Origin of the sequence: Haemophilus parainfluenzae T3T1, assembly GCF_000210895.1 — a bacterium.
GTDB lineage: Bacteria > Pseudomonadota > Gammaproteobacteria > Enterobacterales > Pasteurellaceae > Haemophilus_D > Haemophilus_D parainfluenzae_A.
This window is the reverse complement of record NC_015964.1, coordinates 983,628-1,007,526: the sequence shown is the minus strand read 5'-3', so window position 1 is coordinate 1,007,526 and position 23,899 is coordinate 983,628. Positions and strand designations below refer to the sequence as shown.

Annotated in this window: 21 protein-coding genes; 13 read left to right on the top strand and 8 right to left on the bottom strand. The window is 40.1% G+C overall.

All coding sequences use genetic code 11. The features are described 5' to 3' along the window. Nucleotides 1-73: 73 nt before the first annotated feature. On the top strand, nt 74-856 hold the full coding sequence (locus PARA_RS05060) for a M48 family metallopeptidase (protein WP_014064829.1): 783 nt from the start codon (nt 74-76) through the stop codon (nt 854-856). Between the two features lie 129 nt (nt 857-985). On the opposite strand, the gene PARA_RS05055 is transcribed toward PARA_RS05060, so the two are convergent. The 5 genes from PARA_RS05055 to priA all read right to left on the bottom strand — a co-directional run bounded on the left by PARA_RS05055 (nt 986) and on the right by priA (nt 9,225). Further along, a complete protein-coding gene (locus PARA_RS05055) occupies nt 986-4,090 on the bottom strand; it encodes an efflux RND transporter permease subunit (RefSeq protein ID WP_014064828.1) in 3,105 nt (1,034 codons plus the stop codon). A gap of 13 nt (nt 4,091-4,103) precedes the next feature. After that, on the bottom strand, nt 4,104-5,300 hold the full coding sequence (locus PARA_RS05050; protein WP_014064827.1) for an efflux RND transporter periplasmic adaptor subunit: 1,197 nt from the start codon (nt 5,298-5,300) through the stop codon (nt 4,104-4,106). Nucleotides 5,301-5,330: 30 nt separating this feature from the next. Continuing rightward, nucleotides 5,331-5,909 (bottom strand): TetR/AcrR family transcriptional regulator, encoded by a 579-nt coding sequence (locus PARA_RS05045; protein WP_014064826.1) that lies wholly within the window; start codon nt 5,907-5,909, stop codon nt 5,331-5,333. A 156-nt stretch (nt 5,910-6,065) separates the two neighbouring features. Further along, nucleotides 6,066-6,941, bottom strand: a complete 876-nt coding sequence (gene ftsN, locus PARA_RS05040) for a cell division protein FtsN (protein WP_014064825.1) — start codon at nt 6,939-6,941, stop codon at nt 6,066-6,068. A 94-nt stretch (nt 6,942-7,035) separates the two neighbouring features. Next, nucleotides 7,036-9,225 carry a primosomal protein N' gene (priA, locus tag PARA_RS05035; RefSeq protein ID WP_014064824.1) on the bottom strand — a complete coding sequence of 730 codons (2,190 nt, stop codon included), beginning with the start codon at nt 9,223-9,225 and terminating at the stop codon, nt 7,036-7,038. Nucleotides 9,226-9,338: 113 nt separating this feature from the next. Here priA and trmB point away from each other — a divergent pair, with 113 nt between their 5' ends. From trmB to PARA_RS04990, 9 genes are all read left to right on the top strand, one after another. Next, complete coding sequence (gene trmB / locus PARA_RS05030) at nt 9,339-10,085, top strand: tRNA (guanosine(46)-N7)-methyltransferase TrmB (protein WP_014064823.1); 747 nt, start codon at nt 9,339-9,341, stop codon at nt 10,083-10,085. 52 nt (nt 10,086-10,137) lie between these two features. Then, complete coding sequence (locus tag PARA_RS05025; RefSeq protein WP_005696799.1) at nt 10,138-10,479, top strand: YggL family protein; 342 nt, start codon at nt 10,138-10,140, stop codon at nt 10,477-10,479. Nucleotides 10,480-10,701: 222 nt separating this feature from the next. Beyond that, entirely contained in the window at nt 10,702-11,244 is a 543-nt protein-coding gene (napF, locus tag PARA_RS05020) for a ferredoxin-type protein NapF (RefSeq protein WP_014064822.1), read from the top strand. Further along, the gene (locus PARA_RS05015; protein WP_005699783.1) at nt 11,231-11,494 is read left to right on the top strand and encodes a chaperone NapD; all 264 of its coding nucleotides are present in this window, start codon (nt 11,231-11,233) and stop codon (nt 11,492-11,494) included. The genes napF and PARA_RS05015 overlap by 14 nt, the downstream gene beginning before the upstream one ends. Nucleotides 11,495-11,557: 63 nt before the next feature. Then, entirely contained in the window at nt 11,558-14,044 is a 2,487-nt protein-coding gene (gene napA, locus PARA_RS05010) for a nitrate reductase catalytic subunit NapA (protein ID WP_014064821.1), read from the top strand. 120 nt (nt 14,045-14,164) lie between these two features. Beyond that, a complete protein-coding gene (gene napG / locus PARA_RS05005; RefSeq protein ID WP_014064820.1) occupies nt 14,165-15,070 on the top strand; it encodes a ferredoxin-type protein NapG in 906 nt (301 codons plus the stop codon). Beyond that, the gene (napH, locus tag PARA_RS05000) at nt 15,070-15,960 is read left to right on the top strand and encodes a quinol dehydrogenase ferredoxin subunit NapH (RefSeq protein ID WP_014064819.1); all 891 of its coding nucleotides are present in this window, start codon (nt 15,070-15,072) and stop codon (nt 15,958-15,960) included. The genes napG and napH overlap by 1 nt, the downstream gene beginning before the upstream one ends. A 21-nt stretch (nt 15,961-15,981) precedes the next feature. Then, nucleotides 15,982-16,410 (top strand): nitrate reductase cytochrome c-type subunit, encoded by a 429-nt coding sequence (locus tag PARA_RS04995; RefSeq protein ID WP_014064818.1) that lies wholly within the window; start codon nt 15,982-15,984, stop codon nt 16,408-16,410. A gap of 11 nt (nt 16,411-16,421) precedes the next feature. After that, complete coding sequence (locus PARA_RS04990) at nt 16,422-17,060, top strand: NapC/NirT family cytochrome c (RefSeq protein ID WP_005698705.1); 639 nt, start codon at nt 16,422-16,424, stop codon at nt 17,058-17,060. Between the two features lie 51 nt (nt 17,061-17,111). On the opposite strand, the gene gss is transcribed toward PARA_RS04990, so the two are convergent. Together gss and PARA_RS04980 are read right to left on the bottom strand one after the other, a co-directional pair. Next, nucleotides 17,112-19,001, bottom strand: coding sequence for a bifunctional glutathionylspermidine amidase/synthase (gss, locus tag PARA_RS04985; RefSeq protein ID WP_014064817.1), 1,890 nt, complete (start codon nt 18,999-19,001; stop codon nt 17,112-17,114). A 170-nt stretch (nt 19,002-19,171) separates the two neighbouring features. Continuing rightward, nucleotides 19,172-20,245 (bottom strand): tRNA/rRNA methyltransferase, encoded by a 1,074-nt coding sequence (locus tag PARA_RS04980; protein ID WP_014064816.1) that lies wholly within the window; start codon nt 20,243-20,245, stop codon nt 19,172-19,174. 149 nt (nt 20,246-20,394) lie between these two features. Between PARA_RS04980 and pssA the strand changes: the two genes are divergently transcribed. The 3 genes from pssA to PARA_RS04965 all read left to right on the top strand — a co-directional run bounded on the left by pssA (nt 20,395) and on the right by PARA_RS04965 (nt 23,412). Then, nucleotides 20,395-21,762 (top strand): CDP-diacylglycerol--serine O-phosphatidyltransferase, encoded by a 1,368-nt coding sequence (gene pssA / locus PARA_RS04975; protein ID WP_014064815.1) that lies wholly within the window; start codon nt 20,395-20,397, stop codon nt 21,760-21,762. 125 nt (nt 21,763-21,887) lie between these two features. Next, nucleotides 21,888-22,757 (top strand): archaetidylserine decarboxylase, encoded by an 870-nt coding sequence (gene asd, locus PARA_RS04970; RefSeq protein ID WP_014064814.1) that lies wholly within the window; start codon nt 21,888-21,890, stop codon nt 22,755-22,757. Between the two features lie 22 nt (nt 22,758-22,779). Then, complete coding sequence (locus PARA_RS04965) at nt 22,780-23,412, top strand: FKBP-type peptidyl-prolyl cis-trans isomerase (RefSeq protein ID WP_014064813.1); 633 nt, start codon at nt 22,780-22,782, stop codon at nt 23,410-23,412. Nucleotides 23,413-23,447: 35 nt separating this feature from the next. Here PARA_RS04965 and PARA_RS04960 read toward each other — a convergent pair whose 3' ends face one another. Beyond that, the gene (locus tag PARA_RS04960) at nt 23,448-23,828 is read right to left on the bottom strand and encodes a hypothetical protein (RefSeq protein WP_014064812.1); all 381 of its coding nucleotides are present in this window, start codon (nt 23,826-23,828) and stop codon (nt 23,448-23,450) included. Nucleotides 23,829-23,899 lie beyond the last annotated feature (71 nt).

Here is a 23,899-nt window from a genome sequence, read left to right as displayed (position 1 = left end):
GGCAATCTTTTTATATCGACAACAATAAAGAAACTTATATAATATTGATATTTTAACCAAAAAGGACTTAATTATGAAAAAACAAATTAAAAGCTTTGCTTTTGCTACGTTAGCGGGTGTTGTATTAACTTCCTGTGCTGATTCAGCCTCTATCAATCAACAAGCGGCAAGTAGCTATACCCAAGAAATGGGTAATATGCGTGCACATGGTGTAATTGATACTTCATCAAAAACTGCAAAACGTGTTCATGCAGTGTTTAATAAAATGGTGCCTTATGCAGACCAAGCGAATGAAACTGGACAACAATTTAACTGGCAAATCAATGTCATTAAATCAAAAGAACTGAATGCTTGGGCAATGCCAGGCGGTAAAATGGCTTTCTACACAGGTTTAGTGGATACCTTACAGTTAAACGATAATGAAATTGCTGTTGTAATGGGTCACGAAATGGCACACGCTTTAAAAGAACACGGTAAAGCGAAAGTGAATTTTGGTATGGCTACTAATATTGCAGCAAGTTTAGGTCATGCTGCACTTTCTACTGTTATCGGTTCAAGTGCAAGTGAATTAGCAGTAGGTTTAACCAAAGACTTTGCTTTAGATAAACCTTACTCTCGTAGCGCAGAAACTGAAGCGGATGAAGTTGGATTAATGCTAATGGCTCGCTCAGGTTACAATCCTCAAGTCGCACCAGGTTTATGGCAAAAAATGGCTAAAGCCTCAGGTGGTTCTAAAGGGGCACTTGATGTGTTAGCTTCTACTCACCCAAGTGATGAATCCCGCCAAGAAAACTTACAACGCTTATTACCTGAAGCGATGGAACTTTATAAAGCGGCAAAAAATAAAAATGGTTAAATAAAAACGGTTAAAAATTTGACCGCACTTTCATAAATAAAAAGCGAACATTATGTTCGCTTTTTTAATCTCTAAAAGAAAACCGCACTTGAAAAATCAAAGTGCGGTTTGTTTTTATAGTATTTTCAATTAATGTTGTTCGTTAATGTGACCTTCAATTGGTTTTACATTTTCATCAAACACTGGTAACGGTTTGTGTTCGCTTGCAATGTAAGAATAAATCACTGGCAACACGAACAAGGTAAACAATGTACCGATTGCCAAACCTGCCACGATAACGATACCAATACTGAAACGAGATACCGCACCTGCACCTGTTGCATAAAGCAACGGTACAAGACCTGCAATCATCGCTGCGGTTGTCATCAGAATTGGACGTAAACGTACTTTAGCCGCTTCGGTAATCGCTTCAACACGCGTTTTACCATGATTTAACTGCTCTTCTTTCGCTACTTCACACATTAAAATACCGTGTTTTGTGATAAGACCAACTAAGGTAATCAAACCAACCTGTGAGTAGATATTTAGCGTTGTCCCTGCAATACCAATAAATCCGAAAGCATTTAAGGCCAACAATGCACCACTCACAGCTAACGGAACAGAAATCATAATCACGATTGGATCGCGAATTGATTCAAACTGAATCGCCAACACTAAGAAAATAATTACTACCGCAAGTAAGAACGTTACAGCAAGTGCATTACCTTCTTGTACTAACTGACGCGCTTCACCTTTAAAGTCATAGTTATAACCCTGTGGTAACGTATTTTTCGCATTGTCTTGCAACCATTGGATTGCATCACCAATTGAAGTACCAGGCATTGGCACTGCACTGATTACCGCTGAGTTCAATTGGCTAAAACGCGGTAATGAACTTGGTTGAGGTTCTAATGTTGCTGTTACTAAGCTACTTAATGGCACAGAGGTACCATTTGCTGCAGTAATATAATACTTATTAAAACTTTCCGGAGATAAACGATTGTCACGTTTTACTTGGGAAATGATTTTATAAGCACGGCCGTCAATATCCACACGTTCAATGGTTGCGGCAGATAAGAAACTCCCTAACGTACGGCTGATTTGTTGCATCGTAATACCGTAAGTCCCCGCTTTTTCACGGTCGATCTTAATACGCATTTGAGCAGTATCAAATTTAAGATCGAGGTTGGTATAAACGAACTTACTGGATTTCTGCATATCCTCTAAGAATTTACCTGCCACATTCGCTAAATCGCCATAGTCTTGTGAAGTACTAATCACAAAACCGATTGGAGGACCTTGCTCCCCGGTATCAATTTCTGGGAACGCGAAGCCTTGCACTGACACTTCAGGAATCGCTTTCGCCTTTGCATTTAATTCATTCATGATAGCCGTTTGGCTTTTTGAGCGTTCTTTCCAATCTTTTAAAGTCACAACGTTTAAAGATTGGTTAGAACTTGGAGCCCCTGCAATCGTCATCGCAAACTGTACTTCTGGCGTATTGGTTAAAATCTCTTGATAAGGTGCCATCGCATTTTGCACATAATCCACGTTCACGTTAGAAGGTGCAGAACCGATTGCCAAAAATGCGCCCTTGTCTTCCGTTGGTGTTAATTCACTTGAAAGTGATTTAAACAACACGGGTAAGGTTGCAAAAATGATTGCCGCAAACATCAACATACATTTACGGTTTACCATCACCAAATCAAGAACATACGCATAAGCTGCATTCACTTTACTAAGGGTATGCTCTACTCGTTGTTCCAATTTACTTGGAGCCTCATTGGATTTTAGCAATTTACTGGTCATCATTGGTGAAAGCGTTAATGCTACGATACCGGAAATAAATACTGCTCCAGCAAGGGTTAAAGCAAACTCTTTAAACAACGTACCCGTAATACCGCCCATTAACGCCATTGGAGAATATACCGCAATCAAGGCAATGGTCATGGAAATAACCGGAACGGCAATTTCACGCGTACCGATAATCGCCGCACGGAATGGCGTTTCACCTAACTTAATGTGGCGGTCTACGTTTTCCAATACCACAATCGCATCATCCACCACCAAACCGATGGCTAGAATCAATGCTAGCAAAGTCATCAAGTTAATGGAGAAATCAAATGATTGAAGCAACATGATTACCCCAATTAATGAAATCGGAATAGTGATAACCGGGATTAAAATCGCGCGGAATGAACCAATAAACATGGTAATCACCACCAACACGATTATCGTTGCCTCAACAATCGTTTTGATTACTTCATTAATTGAGTTATTAATCGCAATTGTACGGTCATATAAGATGTCAGATTCAATAGCATCCGGTAGATTATTTTTAATACTGTCATATAGCGGACGTACTTTCGCCGCTACCGTTAATGGGTTTGCTGACGAGGTTGGGTTAATCGCTAATACAACAGAATCTGCGCCATTGGCTACCGCACGTGAGTTATCGCTTGATTTATTTAACTCAATATCAGCGATATCGCGTAAACGTACTAACTTATCACCGTTAGACGTCACAATTAAATTACCTAATTCTTCAACTGATTTTGTCGTGGTTTCTACTTTGTTTTTATAGGTCACAAAATAGCCGTTATCATTACCCGCCGCTGTTTGAACGTTATTCGCTGATAATGCGGACATCACTTGTGTAGCAGAAAGGTTTTGAGCCGCCATTTTTTCTGGGTCTAACCAAACACGAAGTGCGTACTCCGAAGCACCAAAGATCTGTACGCTTGCTACACCTTCTACGGTAAAGAATTGTGGTTTCACCACGCGTTGAATGTAGTCAGTTACTTGGCTTGCATCAAGTTTGTTAGAACGGAAACTAATATACATAATCCCCGAACCACCCGTTGATGAAGAAATCGTTGGATCTTCAATACCACTTGGCAATTCAGAACGAACCGAGTTAACTTTAGCTAAAACATCTGCTAAGGCCGCATTCGGATCCGTATTTAATTTCATTTTTACGGTGACAGTTGACGTACTTGGGCTAGAGCTTGAAGACATATAGTCCACATTATCCGCTTGCGCTACCGCCTCTTCAATTTTGGAAGTAACAAACGCTTGAATTAAGTTTGCATCCGCCCCTGGATATACTGTGGTCACCGTAATCACCGTCGTGGTCATTTTCGGATATTCGCGCACAGCTAATTTCGAGATTGCTTGTAATCCTAAAATAATGATTAACAAGCTAATCGAAACTGCCAAAACAGGACGACGAATAAATATATCGGTAAATTTCATTCGCTTTTCCTAATTAAAGATTCGTTTTATTCGCAGGTTGCTCAGTACCTACGCCCGCTTTATCTGCAACAGACACTAATGAGCCGTTACTTAAGTTTTGCTGACCGCCAGTCACAATTTTATCGCCAACTTTGACTTCATCGCCTTTTAATTGCGCATAAATGCCTTGACGATCTTTCGTAAACACAGTGATTGATTTTGCACGGTACATATTTGCCGCTTTTTCTGCGCCGCCTAATTTCTCAATATCTTCATCAGAAAGTGCGGTCAAAATATAAAGCGATTCGCCATACATGTTGTAGCTCACTGCCACTTGTGGCACAACGATTTGATTATGCTCAGTCGGTAAAGCGACATTTAAGCGAGTAAACATTCCGGATAATAATTTTGCACCATCTTCTGGCTCAAATGTTGCTTGAACATCAACTAAACCCGTTGAAGAATTAATTGCCGGCTCAATTGCGGTAACTTTCGCTGCAAAGGTTTCACCTTTACGCGCATCTGCCGTAGCTGTTACTTTTTGACCAATATGCAATTTATCTAATAGGTTTTGAGCAATCGCAAAATCCACTTTCATTGAAGAACGATCTTCAACACGTACAATTTCAGTACCATTTGAAACGTACTGACCGACATTCACTTTCACAATACCGGCTTTACCATCAAATGGTGCCACGATTTGGCGACGTTCAATTGCCGCTTTTAATGACTCAATATTTGCCGCTTGTGCTTCATAAGCTGCTTTTGCATTATCTAATTCTTGACGAGAAACAGCCCCGCTGCCCGCAAGGTTTGCATAACGTTGATAAGTTTGACGTAATGACACCACCTGAGCTTGTGCGGCTTGTAAGCTTGCACGCTCAACTGAGCTATCTAACTCAACTAACAAATCCCCTTTTTTCACGCTCTGTCCATTTTGCACGAGCACTTTAGACACGGTTCCTGCACTTTGAGCGCTTAACATCGCCCCTTGATTCGGACGAACAATACCTGTCGTTTCAATGATTGGCGTCCATTCTGAAGCCTTAACTGTCATTGCAGTCACAGGAGAGGCTGTTTCTGGTTTATTTGCCAAGAAATCAGCAATGCCTTTTGCCTTCATTTGATTAAGGAAAATCATTGCGGCAAAAATTAACACAAATACGCCTAACGCTAATTTCAAAAAGAAAACGTGTGAACGCTTTGGTCTATTAGTTTGAGTTATACTCATTTGGAAAACTCCATTAAGACAATAAAATCACTACTTCTGAATTGCACGCCAAGAGCGTTCAATGACAGATTCTAACATCGTATCGGTAACCGCTATACCGAGAAATTTGATATCTGAGGCTAAAACGATTGCAGTATCTAGACTCAGCAAAAATAAAATTCGAGGTTCTAAATCAGCTAATACACTTGCTGCTTGTCCCTTTATACAAAATTGATCCCAGCACGAATGCTCCATTTCGTTGCAGATTTCAATAAACTCCGGCAAAGATTTATACTGGTTCATATTTGACAAAATCGTTGGATTTTCTTGAAGAAAATGCCAAATATTCCACCACATTTTTCTGTATTGTTCGAAAAAAGATTGATTTTCATCAACACCTTCTTCAACTGCTACAACTAACTTATTGAACACTCGACGAGCAAATTGTGCTAATAACTCGTCTTTACTCTTAAAATAAAGATAAATCGTACCCGCTGCGATGCCTGCTTCCTTGGCTAGCTTATGCATAGAAAGATGATGTAATCCTTCTTTTGCCATAAGACGATCTGTTGCATCAAAGATCTGCTCGCTGACATCAAGCTTCGTTTTAGAGGCTTTTACTTGTCGCATAATAAAAAATTAAATTCTTAGGGTTATATATGAGAAAGGTCATTTAAGATGAATACTTAAAATGAATGAACGTTCATTTTATTGATTTTTCGTTTTTTGGCAAGTGAAAATATAAAAAAAGTGCGGTTATTTTTAACCGCACTTTTAAATTCTGAATTACATTCCAATCACAACGCAACTTGCCACAGATTTTGCTTTATCTTGTGCTGCTGTTGCGGCATCTCGACTACCAAATGGTCCCACGCGTACACGGTTCCATTCTTCACTTGTCGCAATTTGTGCATTCACGCCAGCCATTGCGAGACGACCTTGTAAGCTTTCTGCTTGCGCACGATTTTTAAATGCACCACATTGTAAGCCAAATTTTTTACCGCCAGCCTGTACTTGCTGTTCAGCTGGTTTCGGTTCTACTTTTTTCGGTTGCTCAGTTTTAGCTGGTTCCGCTTTCACTACTTCTACTTTTTTAGGCGGTTCTGGCTTTTTAACTGGCTCTGTTTTTTTAACTGGCTCAGGCTTTTTCAGTTCCGTTTTTGCTGTTTGCTGTGGCTGTGTTGGCTGAGCTTGCACTGTCTGTGCTGGTTGAGCTTGCTGTGCTTGAGCCGCGGCTTTTTCCGCATTCGCCGCTTCTTGCTCTTTACGTTGAGCTTCTAATTTTTTCGCTTCTTCTGCCGCTTTTTGTTCTTTTTCCATTTGAATAAGCACTTGACGCTGTTCTTCCGTCAAACGCATATTTTTTTCAACTGAAGAAGGATTATTATCCACCGGTACCGTACGGGTTTCTAATTCTTTAATATAGTGCCACACTTCTTCTGGGCGATTTGGTAGCACACTTTTCGGTTGCGGTTTTTCCGGCTGAACATTTGTCGTCACTACGGGTGCTGGCGTTTTACTTTTTAAGAAGTAAAGCCCTAACCCAAAACCTAATACCGCCACCAACGCAAGAACAATTAAGGTATTGCGATTAAAACTTTTCTTTGCTTTCTTTTTATTATTTTTTGAGCCGCTTCGACCGGCAAAATCTCGATGAGCCACGATAAAATCCTAAAATATTCGATAAATTAAACTTAGAGTATAAAAAAACGCTTAATTCTACTGAAAAACTGTGCATTTTTCTAGGGAATTTTTGCTAACTCAAATCCAATGGATCCACGTCTAAAATTAACCGCACTTGAGAAGACTTTATCAGCTCTGGCGAATATCGACTTAATGCCGCCTGTAATTGTTTCCGAGACGCGTGCTGTAATAGTAACTGCCAACGATATTGCCCCGCTTTTTTGCTGAACGGTGCGGGAATCGGCCCCAACACTTGCAAGCCTTCTATTTTTTGTTCATAGAAGAAAGAGGCTAATTGCGACAATGCATTTTCCGCCTCTTCAGAATGACGACATTGTGCTTTAAACAACGCTTGGAAACTAAACGGAGGCAAGCCCATATTATGACGTAGCTTCAAGGTTTCTTCTGCAAAGGCCTGGTAGCCTTTTTCAAGCAAGGTGGTTAATAACGGATGATCCGGATAATGGGTCTGCAAAACCACTTCACCCTGTTTTTCGGCTCTGCCTGAGCGCCCCGCCACTTGAACATAAAGCTGTGCTAAACGTTCTTCGGCTCTGAAATCAAGGGAAAACAAGGCATTATCAACATTCACTAAAGCAACCAAGGTGACATTCGGGAAATGGTGTCCTTTGGCTAACATTTGGGTGCCAATTAAAATCTGACTTTTACCTTGCTGAATATCCTCTAAATAACCTTCAAGCTTGCCTTTTCGCGCCGTACTATCGCGATCAATACGTGCAATATTGTATTGTGGAAAACGTGCTTTTAGGGTTTCCTCCAGTTGTTCCGTGCCTAAACCCGTTGTGACTAAATGCGTTGAACCGCAATGACCACATTGCATCGGCACTGTTTTTTGCGCACCACAATGATGGCAGCGTAAAACACGCTGATGTTGGTGATAAGTATAAGGTTTTTCGCAATGATGACACTCATCAATCCAACCACACTCATGACATAACAACACTGGCGCAAATCCACGTCGATTAAGGAATAACAATACTTGGTTGCCTTTTTCTAAGTGTTCTTGCATACGTTGTAATAGTGGTTCGGATAAGCCGTTTTGAATTCGTTGATGTTTTAAATCAATCACAAATTGACGAAGTGCGGTCGCATTTCCGGCTCTTTTTGATAAGACCAAATGACGGTATTTACCATTTTGTACATTATTCACACTTTCCAAACTTGGTGTGGCGGAACCTAACAAAATAGGAATATTGAGCTTTTGAGCAAGCACAATGCCTAAATCTCTTGCATGATAACGCCAACCATCTTGCTGTTTAAACGAGCCGTCATGTTCCTCATCTAAAATGATTAAGCCAAGATCTGAAAACTGGGTGAAAAGCGCCGATCTCGTGCCAATTACGATTGCACTCTGTCCTGTTCTTGCTCGCTCCCAAACATTTAAGCGCTGTGTATCGTTCAAGTTGGAATGCAATACATCAATTTCCACATTAAAGCGAGCTTGGAAACGTCTCACAGTTTGAGGGGTAAGCCCAATTTCAGGAACAAGCACTAAAACCTGTTTGCCTTTCTTTAAGACTTCTTCAATATATTGTAAGTAAATTTCAGTTTTACCTGAACCGGTCACGCCCTCTAACAACCACACATTAAAGCCTTCTTGGAAAAGCAACTGGCTAAATGCAAGGGCTTGTTGCTTGTTTAAGGTCAATCGGTTATCAAGATTAACTAAAGGATTATCCCCTAGAGCTTGCTGCCAACTTTTTTGTTCAGTAGGCACAATAATCTCTTCCACATAATGTTTGCCCTTTAAGGCTGACCAAATCGCGGAACTGATCTCATTGTTACCTTTTTCTAGATCTTGCGTTAGCAATAAATTTAAGGCTTCAATTTGTTTTTTAGCGCGTTTTAGATCACCTGATTCTAACGCTTGTTTTCCAAGGTCCGTAATACGCCAAAAAGTGCGGTCATTTTTAACCGCACTTTCTCCATTACGAAGTTTGACTGGCAACGCTTGAAACAACACATCGCCTAATGCTGCACGATAATAATTAGCCGACCAAGCTAACCAATCCCACGTTATCGAATTAAAAAGTGATTCAGCATCAAGTACATCAATAATCGGTTTTAATTTCTCTTTTGCTACATCCGAAGAAGTGGGCAAATCCACCACGATCCCGACTCGTTTTTGCGAACCGAAAGGCACCAACACTCGTCCACCAACAATTGGTGTCAAGTGGGGCGAATAGAGATAATCAAAGAATCGGGGAAGCGGTACGGCTAATGCAACTCGGACAATATTCATAACAAAAAACAATTAAAAATTTTCGCTATTATACGGGAATTAGGTGGAAAAATCCCACAACCTTGCCTTTTAGTGTATAATCGCCGCCAATTTTAATTGAGCGAATAAAAACCATGACAGAAGAGCAAAAAACCTTTGCTGATCAAAAACGTAAAACCGTTGAAACGGCTGAATTTACAGAAGATGGTCGTTATAAACGTAAAGTTCGTAGCTTTGTGTTGCGGACAGGTCGCTTAAGTGATTTTCAAAAAAATATGATGAACGATCACTGGGCTGATCTTGGATTAGATTATCAAAACGCCCCTTTTGATTTTGCCGTGATTTATGGCAATACGAATCCCGTTATATTAGAAATTGGCTTCGGGATGGGTAAATCTTTAGTGGATATGGCTGAAGCGAATCCTGATAAAAATTATCTCGGTATTGAAGTACACACGCCTGGTGTGGGTGCCTGTATTGCTTATGCGGTAGAAAAAGGCGTGAAAAACCTTCGCGTGATTTGCCATGATGCCACTGAAATTTTACGTGATTGTGTGAAAGACGGCGAATTGGGCGGTTTACAACTTTTCTTCCCTGATCCTTGGCACAAAGCAAAACATCATAAACGCCGTATTGTTCAACCGCACTTTGTCGAGCAAGTTGTACAAAAATTACAACCCAATGGCTTTATTCATATGGCTACGGACTGGGAGAACTATGCAGAACAAATGCTCGAAGTGCTTTCAGCCAATGAAAATTTAGTCAATGCTGCCGAACAAGATTATATTCCACGTCCTGATTTCCGTCCTCTTACAAAATTTGAGGCGCGCGGCCATCGCTTAGGTCACGGTGTGTGGGATTTATACTTTAAGAAAAAATAATCATCGAGATGATGACTATACCCCATTACCTTAACATAGGAGAACATTGAAAATGAAAACTCGTAATCAACGTCAACGTAAAAAACTTCACTTAGCTGAATTCCAAGAATTAGGCTTTTTAGTGAATTGGCAATTTGCTGAAGGAACCAGCATCGAAACTATCGATGAAACCGTTGATCGTTTTATTGCTGAAGTGATTCAACCAAACGGCTTAGCTTATGAAGGTAGCGGCTATTTACATTGGGAAGGCTTAGTTTGCTTAGAGAAAATCGGTAAATGTGATGAAAGCCATCGCCAATTAGTACAAAAATGGTTAGAAGAGAACAAATTGCAACAAATCGAAATCAGTGAATTATTCGATATTTGGTGGGATTACCCAACAAAAAACGCGTAATATTTTAAGCACTCTTCAGGGCGGATTATCCGCCCTATTTAATAATCATTTTCACTTATGTTTTAACAATTTATTTACACTTCTAAATTCCTTTCAAAATATCCTTGATCTACCTCAAGAAAAGTGTATATTTCTTAAAAACTACTCCTTTTAGGTAGTTACTATTTTGTTATCGGAGCTAGATAATGCTCCCCTTGAAAATACCGAACTTTAAAGAAAAATATGGCGATTGAAAATCCTTCTCGCAGGCAATTATTACGTGGGCAATTTTTACAATCGTTACATTCTGAAAACGCTAAAATTCAAGGTATAAATGCTATCCGTCCACCTTGGTCGGTAAACGAAGCAGACTTTACAGATAAATGTACTCGATGCGGTGATTGCATACTGGTATGTGAAACCCAAATTATCGTAAAAGGCGATGGCGGCTTTCCTGAAATACAATTTGACAAAGGCGAATGCACTTTCTGCCAAAAATGTGTTTTAGTCTGCGAACAACCGATTTTTCGTTCATTAGAAGAAGAGCCTTGGGCACATAAAGTTGAGATTACAACGCAGTGCCTAACAGAAAATCGAGTGGAATGTCGAAGTTGCCAAGATAGCTGTCCGATGAATGCCATCCGTTTTCGATTACAGCTTGGTGGTGTGGCAAAACCCATTTTAGATTTAGAAAGTTGTAATGGTTGTGGTGCTTGTTTAAGCATTTGCCCAACAAGAGCAATAAAAATTCTTAATTTTGAAACAAATACAGATGAGTCAATTTAGCGAAAATGAAAACTGGTATGTATGCAGTATTGTTGTGCAAGCCAGACCAGAAAAACTCAGCCAAGTCAAAGAAGCTATTTTAGCTATTTCAGGTGCTGAAATTCATGGTGAAAAATCTGAAGAAGGCAAATTGGTGGTTACCCTTGAAAGTAACCGTCAATTAGCGTTAGCGGATCTTATGGATGAAATTAAAGATATCCCAGGAGTAATTGTCGTGTCTTTAATTTCTAATTACTTAGATGAAAAATAAATAATTTAGTTATACATGCCATTTTGTATATTCTAAAAAATTCAACAACGAGTGGGGAAAACTATGGAACTTAATCGTAGAGATTTTATGAAAGCCAATGCTGCGCTTGCAGCAGCTGCGGCTGCCGGTATGACCATCCCTGTTAAACAGGTTGATGCGGCAGAAGATATGGGCATCAAATGGGATAAAGCGCCATGTCGTTTCTGTGGTACAGGATGTAGCGTATTGGTAGGAACCAAAGATGGTCGAGTTGTCGCAACTCAAGGTGACCCGGATGCAGAGGTAAACCGCGGTTTAAACTGTATCAAAGGTTACTTCCTTTCTAAAATCATGTACGGTGCAGACCGTGTACAAACTCCGTTATTACGTATGAAAGATGGTAAATTCCATAAAGAAGGTGACTTTACACCGGTTTCTTGGGATCAAGCTTTCACTATCATGGCGGAAAAAATCAAAGATATCCTGAAGAAAAAAGAACCAAATGCTGTAGGGATGTTCTCTTCCGGTCAAACCACCATCTATGAAGGCTATGCAAAAGTAAAACTTTGGAAAGCTGGTTTCCGCTCTAATACTATCGACCCGAATGCTCGTCACTGTATGGCATCTGCAGCAGTGGCGTTTATGCGTACATTCGGTATGGATGAACCTATGGGTTGCTATAACGACATCGAAAAAACTGATGCATTTGTGCTTTGGGGTTCAAACATGGCAGAAATGCACCCTATTTTATGGTCTCGTATTTCTGACCGTCGTCTTTCTTCTGATAATGTGAAAGTAGTGGTTATGTCAACATTCGAACACCGTTCGTTTGAACTAGCTGATGTGCCTATCGTGTTTAATCCACATTCAGACCTTGCAATCCTTAACTACATTGCAAACTACATTATCCAAAACGATAAAGTAAACTGGGATTTCGTTAATAAACACACTAAATTCAAACGTGGTGAAACTGATATCGGTTATGGTTTACGTCCAGAACACCCACTTGAAGTTGCAGCGAAAAACCGTAAAACTGCAGGTAAAATGCACGATTCTGACTTTGAAGAATTCAAGAAAATCGTTGCACCTTATACATTAGATGAAGCACACCGTATTTCTGGTGTACCAAAAGATCAGCTTGAAACTCTTGCGAAGATGTACGCCGATCCAGAACAAAACTTAGTATCTTACTGGACAATGGGCTTTAACCAACACACTCGTGGTGTATGGGTTAACCACATGATCTATAACGTACACTTATTAACCGGTAAAATTTCTAAACCAGGTTGTGGTCCGTTCTCATTAACTGGTCAACCTTCAGCTTGTGGTACCGCGCGTGAAGTAGGTACTTTCGTTCACCGTTTACCTGCGGACATGGTAGTAACCAATCCGAAACACGTTGAAATTACAGAGAAAAAATGGAAATTACCAAAAGGCACTATTCCAACCGTACCAGGCTATCCAGCAGTACAACAAAGCCGTGCCTTAAAAGACGGTAAACTAAATTTCTTATGGCAAATGTCCACCAACAACATGCAAGGTGGCCCGAATATCAATGACGAAATTTTCCCTGGTTGGCGTAACCCAGAGAACTTTATCGTTGTTTCAGACCCTTACCCATCCGTTTCTGCGGTTGCAGCTGACTTAATTCTTCCAACTTGTATGTGGGTAGAAAAAGAAGGGGGTTATGGTAACGCTGAACGTCGTACCCAATTATGGCGTCAACAAGTAAAAGGCCCAGGTGAGTCTCGTTCTGACTTATGGCAAATTGTTGAATTCTCAAAATACTTCAAAACTGATGAAGTATGGGGTGAAGAGTTATTAGCTCAAATGCCTGAATATCGTGGCAAAACCTTATACGAAGTGCTTTACGAAAATGGTGAAGTAAACAAATTTAAAGTACCAACCGACATTCCTGGCTATATCAACGATGAAGCTGATTACTTCGGTTACTACTTACAAAAAGGTTTATTCGAAGAATACGCTGACTTCGGTCGTGGACATGGTCATGACTTAGCACCATTCGATACTTATCACCAAGTACGTGGTTTACGTTGGCCGGTTGTGGATGGTAAAGAAACCTTATGGCGTTACCGTGAAGGCTTTGACCCGTATGTCAAACCAGGTGAAGATATCGCATTCTATGGCTATCCAGATAAAAAAGCGATTATTCTAGGTGTACCTTATGAAGCGCCAGCAGAATCGCCAGATGAAGAATATCCATTATGGTTATGTACTGGTCGTGTTCTTGAACACTGGCATACTGGTACCATGACACGTCGTGTACCTGAATTACACCGTGCATTCCCGAACAACTTAGTGTGGATGCACCCAGCAGATGCGAAAAAATATGGCTTACGCCATGGGGATAAAGTGAAATTAATCACTCGTCGTGGTGAAATGATTACTTACTTAGATACTCGTGGTCGTAACAAATGTCCTCCAGGCTTAATTTACACCACCTTCTTTGATGCAGGTCAGCTTGCTAACAAATTAACATTGGATGCAACCGACCCAATCTCTGGCGAAACCGACTTCAAAAAATGTGCGGTTAAAGTGGTGAAAGCGTAGGTTTTCCCTTTCGTTTCTAGTCTCTCCTCTCTTTAAACAAAGGGAGGAATTTAAAAAACAAGAGCGGTCAAATTTTGCAACGTTTTTACAAAATCGGACCGCTTATAAAAGGAAACGCAGATGAAACTTGATCCTAACCGTCGTCAGTTTCTAAAAAACGTGACAAGAACGGCAGCTGGAGTATGTGGAGTTGGAGTGATTCTTGGCTTACAGCAACAACAAGCTAACGCCAAAGAAGGGGTTGCCTTACGCCCACCTGGTGCTTTACCGGAGAAGGATTTCTTGGCAGCTTGTACCCGCTGCGGACAGTGTGTCCAAGCATGTCCATACGATATGTTGTATTTAGCTTCGCTCATTTCCCCAATGGAAGCTGGCACACCTTACTTTATCGCTCGGGACAAACCTTGCGAAATGTGTCCTGACATTCCTTGTATGAATGCTTGCCCAAGTGGCGCATTAAGTGAAGAGCTCAAAGACATCAATGATGCAAGAATGGGATTAGCCGTATTGCTAGACCATGAAACTTGTCTTAACTGGCAAGGTTTACGTTGTGACGTTTGTTATCGTGTTTGTCCATTAGTGGATAAAGCGATTACACTTGAGCGCGTTCATAATGATCGTACAGGTATTCATGCGAAGCTTATTCCAACCGTCCATTCCGATGCTTGCACTGGATGTGGAAAATGTGAACAAGCTTGTGTATTAGAGGAAGCTGCAATTAAAGTATTGCCAATGGATCTTGCTAAAGGTCTACTCGGTCGTCACTATCGCTTAGGTTGGAAAGAAAAACAAAACGCTGGAAAATCCTTAATTGAGGAGCAACATCCAGATGGTTTACGTCCATCATTAGACGTTCGTATGCCAGAAGGACAGCATGAACCTGTTTATCAACCAATGCAGGTCGTACCGAATCAAAAAGTGGCAACACCGAGTCGCGCGACAATGGATTATGTACCAAGCCCAACTACGGTACCGGAAGCTGAACAGTTCCCGAATTTGGATTTAAACATTAAGGGGGTTAAATAATGGCTGAAAAATATACCCCGAATAAGCCAAAAGATGCTGGCTTAGAAGCACGTCAAAAACTTGGTTGGTGGCATGCTTATCGCTTTTTAATTCTACGTCGAATCAGTCAATTAAGTATTATTTTAATGTTCTTAAGCGGCCCGATTTGGCAAGTTTGGATTCTAAAAGGCAATTATAGCTCAAGCATGCTTTTGGATACTGTACCATTGACAGATCCATTGATTACCGCTGAAAGTTTAGTGACAGGTTACCTACCAGAAATCACAACGATTATTGGTGCCTTAGTGATTGTCATATTCTACGCCATTATTGCGAGCAAAGCCTTTTGTAGTTGGGTTTGCCCAATGAATATTGTGACTGATGCTGCAGCTTGGTTACGTAGAAAATTAGGTATTCGACAATCATTAAAAATTTCACGTCAACTTCGCTATGTGATTTTAACCGTGATTTTAGTTGGTAGTGCAATAACGGGTACGCTCTTATGGGAGTGGATAAATCCTGTCGCGGCACTTGGACGTATCTTTGTCTTTGGAACAGGCGCAACCCTTTGGTTGGTTACAGTCATCTTTTTATTTGACTTACTTGTTGCTGAGCATGGCTGGTGTGGTCACCTTTGTCCAATTGGTGCGATATATGGTGTCATTGGTGCTAAAAGCCTGATAAAAATTAATGTAGTCGATCGCGATCGCTGTGACCGTTGTATGGATTGTTATAATGTTTGCCCAGAGCCGCAAGTATTAAGACTTCCTTTACACGGTGGACCAGAAGATAGCCAAATTGTATTGGCAAAAGATTGTATTACTTGTGGACGCTGTATTGACGTGTGCGCAGAAAATGTATTTACATTTGGATCTCGATTTGAGAAACAAATAAAAATTAAAAATATTTAATTATTTAATGGAGTGGATTTCATGAAAAAATCATTTATTTTCATGCTGGCTTTATGTAGTGGATTGGCATTTGCTGATGCACCACAAGTTGCAAACAGCATCGATAAAACAGCAGAAAGTCTTGCACCTGCATTTAATAATCCTTATAAAGATGTAGGCAATATTCCTGTTACTTTTCCTCACCAACCACCACTTGTTCCACACAGCATTCGTGGTTTACAAGTGACGAAAAATGTTAACCAATGTTTAGGCTGTCACTCTCCGGATGTTGCCCCAACAACGGGTGCGCCACGTGTTCCTGAGAGTCATTTCTTAACACGTGATGGTCAAAAAACAGAAGGTACCTCACCACGTCGTTATTTCTGTTTACAATGCCACGTTCAGCAAACTAACGTAAATCCAATTATTCAAAATAAATTCGAAACCATTCGTAAAACGCAAGGTAAATAAGGAGCTAAACCATGATTAAATCAAGCATTCAAAAAGTTTGTCGTTGGTTACGCTCTCCGAGCAAAATGGCAATTGGTGGGGTTATTTTATTAACTATCATTGGTACTATCGTTGGCACTAACCTGTTTAATGCTGGAATGGCGACAACTAATACAGAGCAATTCTGTTCAGACTGTCATACTAATGACGTTGTACCTGAGTACCAAGCGTCAATCCACTTTAGTAACCGTTCAGGTGTGAAAGCAATTTGTTCAGACTGTCACGTTCCGCATGAATTCGTACCAAAAATGATTCGTAAAATGCAGGCATCGACTGAAGTTTATGCTCACTTTACAGGTAAAGTCGATACTAAAGAAAAATTCGAAAAACATCGTTTAGAAATGGCAGAACGCGAATGGGCGCGTATGAAAGCGAATAATTCACAAGAATGTCGTAACTGCCATAACTTCAATGATATGGACTTTACTCAACAAAAAACTGTGGCACAACAAATGCATGCACTTGCACAGGAACAAAACAAAACCTGTATCGATTGTCACAAAGGTATTGCGCATAACCTTCCACACATGGAAAAAGTACAACAAAGCTTTATTCCTGCGGATATGTTAAAAGCAAATGAAAAACCTGCTGATAACAAAGATGCTAAATAATCTTATAGCAAAATAATAAATCGGCACTCATTTTGAGTGCCGATTTTATTTTTATTTTTTAAGGAAGTCTTTATCAGATAATACCCTTAACGGTTGCATATCGCTATTTCCCATGATGACCAAACTCGGGTCTGAGCGTAAACAGCTACCACCATAATGACCGCCCACAGTAAAAGTACAGACCTGAACATATTGGTCTTCCACTTTTGGTAAACACCAAAGTTGTTGGTAGATACTCTCCTGCTTACCAAAACGCCCATCTTTGCTATCAAGCACCGACTTACACTCACCAATCAATTTCACATTATCACCACGGCGACCTGCAATTGGCTTTTGTGCGTAACCATTTTTAATCAGCTCAGGCGTCAATTCAAATCCTGCTTCTAGTAGATAACGATGGTTTGGGAATAGTGACCACAACACTGGTAAGATCGCTTTATTACTCGGAATAGCCGTCCACAGTGGCTCATAAACTAGAACTTCTGGACGAAGTAACACATCAATCAACCGCACTTTGTCTTCTGGATATCCCGTACGAATTGGTGGAGCCACTTCCATACCTGTTGCATCTTCACGAAGTTGCTCCAACATGGTTTCCCAGGCCCACGTTTTCCATACGGTTTTGACCTGGTTATCTTCATCATCAATCAAACGACCACGGCTATCCCAATGCAATCCCTCGGTCCCATGAATAATTTTAGCTTGAAATCCTGCTTGAACTAGTGCATTGCGCATAAATAATGCGTGATAATCTTCTTCATCATCATGATCTTGCATAATATGAACAAGCGGCGTAGCTTCACTGTGTTTCCAACAATCCGCTAATGCATTACGTAAACCATCAGCAGGATTTTCACCCATATTCAATCCACCTTGGATTGCCCATCGATTCATAAACTCACCGGCTTCCGCATGACAAGAGGCTGAATCTGCGTTGTATTCATACACTTTCAATCCACGACTATCCATACAGAAATCTAAACGCCCCGTAATGGTTTGATAACGGCGATTTTGCCAAGATAAACGTAAGCGAGGCCATAATAATTTTGGAATATTGAAATATTCTAATAACTTATCGTCTTTTAACACTTTATCTGTGGCATGCAAATACATTAAATGTAATTCATTGGTTGCACGAATCAACTCATGCTGTGCTGTTTCAGACATCGTAAAGTAACGATATTGATCAGAATGACTGACTTTATGCCCTCCCATGGCTTTCACATAGGCAGCTTCAAATTCATTTTTCTCATTCAGCCATTTATGCTCAAACTGACCATTGTTTTCTATATGTTCAGCATGAATTTCAAGCTTCTCTTTTTCTGGTGTTGGCTGCGGCAGGCTGTATTCTGTATCTTCTGTTTGGATCATCCAACCTAAAATTTCTGTATCATCAAAGGTATCATGCAGAAAATAACCACTTTCGGAAACCGTCATCGGTAATTCACGAGTCCATTGCTGTCCACTTGGTAAGCGAGAGTGAATCACGTTTTGCTCGGCAATGCGAATTTTATCTTCTAATACCTCGGTAATGATTGCCACATGCCCCGTATGTTTAAATTCACCGCCCTCCTGCCAAATTAACAATGCACCTGCTTCAGGCTTACGTTTACAACCATTTGCAAAGGCTTGTAAAGGTAATAAGGCATCATTCACCACTTGACGTAAAAATCGTAAAGAAAAGATCTCGTAAGCCATTCCTACATCAGTAAATACCATGCCATGGTTGAGATAGAGATAGCGACGTGCAAACTCCACACACTGCCATTTATATCCCATATACTCTCGCCCTAAATAACTGCGAAAGGCGGCATCATCGGGATACTCTTTCTCATCTGCTGTATGATAATCGGATGAATAAATCGCAATTCCCCCCGGCGCATAGCCTAATAAGCTCCCGAAAGGATCGTGTGTACTGATGTTTGCTGAACGTTCAGGCATAAAAACTCCCTGTTAAATAACTACTCGGAATAGTATAGATCTTTTGTCTAACTTCCCCCAAAAACTTTATGAAAGAAAGATGAAAAATTGAGTGACACACATTTTAAAAAAGAAAAAAGGCTGACATCTGCCAGCCTTGAAAATAAGTGTAAAAATAACCGCACTTGAGGTTATTTTACATACCAATGCGCTAATAAAATTCCTGTATTTACCGCAATATTTAATCCGGTTTTTAATGGATTACTTAAAGAAAGACGTACATTCACATCTTCTTTCTCACGAATATCATCTGTGCTGCCTTCACTCAATACTAATGCAACTTTGGCTGCAAATTTGAGTTGCTCCAACGCAATACCCTGTTTATTGGTTGATACATGAATAATCTGATAACCAGCCTTACGTAAAGCCTCTAAAGCAATTTCAGTACTTTCTGTTTCTAAAATACGAATATGCTCCATTCCGCCTTCAGCTACACGCATCGCAGCCGGTGCATAAAGCTGTTCAACTTGATTTGTTACCACATTTTTAATGCCATAGAAGACGCAAGTACGCACAACGCCACCTAGGTTTTGCGCATTATTAACTTGATCAAGCACCACTAAGCAATCTTCTTGACGCGGGACATCTAAATAACCTTGCAAAGAAAAAGTACGTTGTTTTTTCACTAACATACAAATGCCGCCATGATGCTCAGTGCCACTTACTAAGCTTAGCTCATCGCTATCCACCACGTGATATACTTTTTTATTCGCGGCTAAATAACTGAAAATCTCGCCAATTCGATGCGCCATTTGCACCGTTGCCCATACGCGAACGATGCTCTCTGGACGTTCTGCAAACAATTCCAAGCACGCATTTTCGCCATACACTTTCATTTCTTCAGCACGGTTCTTTTTAATTTTCTCTGGTGCGCGTGGTGATAATGCACCCGTTTTCTTTTCTTTCGGTTTATAACTCACGCCCGTACTTTTCACCATTACTTTTACCGAGCCACTTTCACCATTGGCTTTATTTAATGAAAGCTCTGCAATTTTCGGTTCTCTCACTTCTTGCTGTTGGAAACCACGAGAAGGTTTGCGATCATCCCGTTTTTTATCAAAGTGCGGTTGATTTCCCTCACGTTTTTCATTATTACGACGATCATCAAAGCGACGTTCTTTATCATTAAATGCACGTTTGGGGCTACGCTCTTGAAAAGATTTGGTGGAATTTGTTTGGAATGATGGTTTGCGTGAATTGCTCATAATTTGCTTCTCGAAGGAAAAATTGGATAATAATTCGCCAAAAAATGCGAAAATTTGTGAGCATTATAACGAAAAAAAACCTTTTTTCTATCAATCCTCAAAGGAAATATTGTAAACTAGAGCATTAATTTTTAGTGTAGAGATAGATTATGTTAATCAATAAAGCTAAACGAGCAGAACAAAATTTAAAAAATTTACCTTTTCTTCCTTTACAGGCAGAGCAGGTTGAGTTTCTGTTTAGTCCGCTTGAATTCAAAGCACAAATTATAGAATTAATTCGCCAAGCTAAAAAACGCATTTACGTGACCGCACTTTACTGGCAAAAAGATGAAGCGGGACAAGAAATTCTCAATGAGATTTATCGCGTAAAACAAGATCATCCTGAATTAGATGTGAAAATTTTAGTAGATTGGCATCGCGGACAACGCAATTTACTCGGTGCAGAAAAATCTGCCACTAACGCTGATTGGTATTGTGAACAACGCCAAACCTATCAACTTCCCGATGAACCCAATATGTTCTTCGGGGTGCCTATTAATACCCGTGAAGTCTTCGGTGTGTTGCATATTAAAGGCTTTGTCTTTGATGATACAGTGCTTTATAGCGGTGCAAGTATTAATAACGTGTATTTACAACAACAAGATAAATACCGTTACGACCGATATCAAAAAATTCACAATGCGGCACTTGCCGACTCTATGGTGAATTTCATCAATGATTATTTATTGGATTTCAGTGCGGTACATCCATTAGATGTGGCTAATCGTCCTCGCACCAAAGAAATTCGTAGTGCAATAAAAGCTTATCGTAAAAACTTAGCGGCTCACGCGGAATATCAGTTGGAAAGTGCGGTTGGTTTTTCCGATGTTTTAACCATTTCACCACTTTTTGGTTTGGGTGCATCGGGCAATGAATTAAACCAAGTTATCGAAGATTTATTCTTACAAGTGCAGGAAAAACTGGTGATTTGTACGCCTTATTTCAACTTCCCTCGCACGTTAAGAAGTAAGCTAGCACGCTTATTAGAACAAGGAAAGCGTGTCGAAATTATCGTGGGTGATAAAGTCGCGAACGATTTCTATATTCCACCAGAGCAGCCATTTAAAATGGCAGGTGCATTGCCTTATTTATATGAAAGCAATCTTCGTCGTTTCTGCGAGAAATTTGATGCTTACATTAAAAATGACCATTTAACGGTGCGTTTATGGAAAGATGGCGATAACACTTATCACCTCAAAGGTATTTGGGTGGACAATCAGTATATTCTTTTAACAGGGAACAACCTGAATCCTCGCGCATGGCGTTTAGATGCGGAAAATGGATTATTAATCCACGACCCGAAAGAAGAACTTCTGCCACAAGTGGAAAAAGAATTATCGCACATCCGCCAACATACCAAAGTATTGCAAGATTATTCTGAATTAGAAGAATTGACGCAATATCCTGAACCGGTGCAAAAACTGTTGAAGAAATTTGCTCGGATTCAAGCAGACAAGTTAGTCAAAATGATTTTATAAACATAAAAAGAAGCCGACAAATGTCGGCTTCTTGCTTTGATCTTACGCAAAAACCTCGGCTAACATTGCACAAGTGAAATAAGTTGTTATAATCGCCCAACTTTTTAATCTTATCGGAGAAATCAATGAACCCAATTTCTTATTGGCAACGCCTAAAAGTTGCATTTCAATATGTGATGCCACAAATCTATATGACACAAGCAGCAGGTTGGTTAGCTAAACAAAAATGGGGCGCAGTGACACATTTTGTGATTAAAGCGTTTGCAAAAAAATACAACATTGATATGAGCATTGCTGAAAAAGAAAAATTCAGTGATTACGCTAGTTTTAATGAATTCTTTATCCGTCCATTAAAAGAAAATGCACGACCAATTAACCAAAATCCAACCGCACTTTGTTGCCCTGCGGATGGCCGTGTAAGTGAATGTGGACACATTGACGATGACCGCCTATTACAAGCGAAAGGTCACTTCTTCAGCTTAAATGATTTATTAGCGGAAGATAAAGATTTAACCGAGACCTTTAAAAATGGGGAATTCATCACCACTTATTTATCACCACGTGATTATCACCGTGTGCATATGCCATGTGATGGTACTCTTCGCAAAATGATTTACGTACCGGGTGATTTATTCTCCGTCAATCCGTTTTTAGCGAAACATGTGCCGAACCTCTTTGCGCGTAATGAGCGTGTAATTTGTGTCTTTGATACTGAATTCGGTACCATGGTACAAATCTTAGTGGGCGCAACAATCACTGCGAGTATCGGCACTGTTTGGGCTGGCGTGATTAATCCGCCACGTCATAACGAAGTGAAAGAGTGGACTTATGAAGGTGAAAGTGCGGTTAAATTAAGCAAGGGTCAAGAAATGGGTTGGTTCCAACTTGGTTCTACCGTAATTAATTTATTCCAAGCCGGACAAGTACAAATTGCCGATCATTTAAGTGTTGATGAACCTGTTCGCATGGGTGAAATCTTGGCATTGAAAAAATAGTTTTACAACAAAGGAAAAAACAATGACAACTCAAATTTTTGAACAAGTAAAATTAGAAAGTATTTCTGAAAAAGGCAGCTACGGTATCGGTTTACAAATCGGTCAACAATTAGCAGATAGCCAAATGGATATTTCTGTTGAAGCAGTAGCAAAAGGCATTTTTGATGCGTTAAATCGTAATCAACCAGCATTAGAAATTAATGATTTAATGCATTCTGTTCAAGCGCTTCAACAACAAGCAGCTGAAGCACAACAAGCGCAATTTAAAGCGATTGAAGAAGAAGGTAAAAAATTCTTAGAAGAAAACGCGAAAAAAGCGGGCGTAAACGTCACTGACAGCGGTTTACAATACGAAATTTTAAGCGAAGGTAACGGTAACAAACCATCTGCAACTGACAAAGTACGTGTTCACTACACAGGTACATTACCAGATGGTACCGTATTCGACAGTTCTGTTGCTCGTGGTGCACCAGCTGAATTCCCAGTAAATGGCGTAATTCGTGGTTGGGTTGAAGCATTACAAATGATGCCTGTTGGTTCTAAATGGAAACTCACTATTCCACACGAACTGGCTTACGGTGAACGTGGTGCGGGCGCATCTATCCCACCATTCTCACCCCTAGTGTTTGAAGTTGAATTACTCGATATTCTTTAAAAAGAAAAAGTGCGGTTAAAATTAACCGCACTTTTTTATTCTTCTTCGTCTTCGCTATAACGATCATCATCGTCATAATCATAGGTTAAGAGAGCATCCTCATCATAACCCTCTATATCAATCTGAACGCCATTTGAGCCTGCATCAAAACCGTTAAACCATGCGGTTCTCAGCTCTTCAGGTACACGTCGGCCACAATAATTAATTCGTTTATTCAATTGAGATTGGCTTTGCGCTTGGAAATCTTTTCCTACACGATAACCATCTAAATACCAGTCATCTTTATCATGACAAACCGTCGTATTTAAACGCTTTACATGTTTGCTCACTGGAATTGGGCTACGATGTTTTACATAATAGCCCTGCGTACAAGCACTTAATAGCCCAACAGCTAAAACGGTTGCTATTAATCTCATGTTGTCTCCTTTTACTACTTAATATCGGGCTATTGCCCTTTTTATGGTTTTATAGACCAACAAAATAAAAG

What these genes read in the sequence shown, in the direction of transcription:
- PARA_RS04995 (WP_014064818.1), top strand. Translation starts at nt 15,982, where the DNA reads ATGAAAAAATCATTTATTTTCATGCTGGCTTTATGTAGTGGATTGGCA.
- PARA_RS05025 (WP_005696799.1), top strand. Translation starts at nt 10,138, where the DNA reads ATGAAAACTCGTAATCAACGTCAACGTAAAAAACTTCACTTAGCTGAA.
- PARA_RS05060 (WP_014064829.1), top strand. Translation starts at nt 74, where the DNA reads ATGAAAAAACAAATTAAAAGCTTTGCTTTTGCTACGTTAGCGGGTGTT.
- trmB (WP_014064823.1), top strand. Translation starts at nt 9,339, where the DNA reads ATGACAGAAGAGCAAAAAACCTTTGCTGATCAAAAACGTAAAACCGTT.
- PARA_RS04980 (WP_014064816.1), bottom strand. Translation starts at nt 20,245, where the DNA reads ATGAGCAATTCACGCAAACCATCATTCCAAACAAATTCCACCAAATCT.
- PARA_RS05050 (WP_014064827.1), bottom strand. Translation starts at nt 5,300, where the DNA reads ATGAGTATAACTCAAACTAATAGACCAAAGCGTTCACACGTTTTCTTT.
- PARA_RS05045 (WP_014064826.1), bottom strand. Translation starts at nt 5,909, where the DNA reads ATGCGACAAGTAAAAGCCTCTAAAACGAAGCTTGATGTCAGCGAGCAG.
- PARA_RS05015 (WP_005699783.1), top strand. Translation starts at nt 11,231, where the DNA reads ATGAGTCAATTTAGCGAAAATGAAAACTGGTATGTATGCAGTATTGTT.
- asd (WP_014064814.1), top strand. Translation starts at nt 21,888, where the DNA reads ATGAACCCAATTTCTTATTGGCAACGCCTAAAAGTTGCATTTCAATAT.
- priA (WP_014064824.1), bottom strand. Translation starts at nt 9,225, where the DNA reads ATGAATATTGTCCGAGTTGCATTAGCCGTACCGCTTCCCCGATTCTTT.
- PARA_RS04960 (WP_014064812.1), bottom strand. Translation starts at nt 23,828, where the DNA reads ATGAGATTAATAGCAACCGTTTTAGCTGTTGGGCTATTAAGTGCTTGT.
- PARA_RS04965 (WP_014064813.1), top strand. Translation starts at nt 22,780, where the DNA reads ATGACAACTCAAATTTTTGAACAAGTAAAATTAGAAAGTATTTCTGAA.
- PARA_RS04990 (WP_005698705.1), top strand. Translation starts at nt 16,422, where the DNA reads ATGATTAAATCAAGCATTCAAAAAGTTTGTCGTTGGTTACGCTCTCCG.
- gss (WP_014064817.1), bottom strand. Translation starts at nt 19,001, where the DNA reads ATGCCTGAACGTTCAGCAAACATCAGTACACACGATCCTTTCGGGAGC.
- napA (WP_014064821.1), top strand. Translation starts at nt 11,558, where the DNA reads ATGGAACTTAATCGTAGAGATTTTATGAAAGCCAATGCTGCGCTTGCA.
- pssA (WP_014064815.1), top strand. Translation starts at nt 20,395, where the DNA reads ATGTTAATCAATAAAGCTAAACGAGCAGAACAAAATTTAAAAAATTTA.
- napH (WP_014064819.1), top strand. Translation starts at nt 15,070, where the DNA reads ATGGCTGAAAAATATACCCCGAATAAGCCAAAAGATGCTGGCTTAGAA.
- PARA_RS05055 (WP_014064828.1), bottom strand. Translation starts at nt 4,090, where the DNA reads ATGAAATTTACCGATATATTTATTCGTCGTCCTGTTTTGGCAGTTTCG.
- napG (WP_014064820.1), top strand. Translation starts at nt 14,165, where the DNA reads ATGAAACTTGATCCTAACCGTCGTCAGTTTCTAAAAAACGTGACAAGA.
- napF (WP_014064822.1), top strand. Translation starts at nt 10,702, where the DNA reads ATGGCGATTGAAAATCCTTCTCGCAGGCAATTATTACGTGGGCAATTT.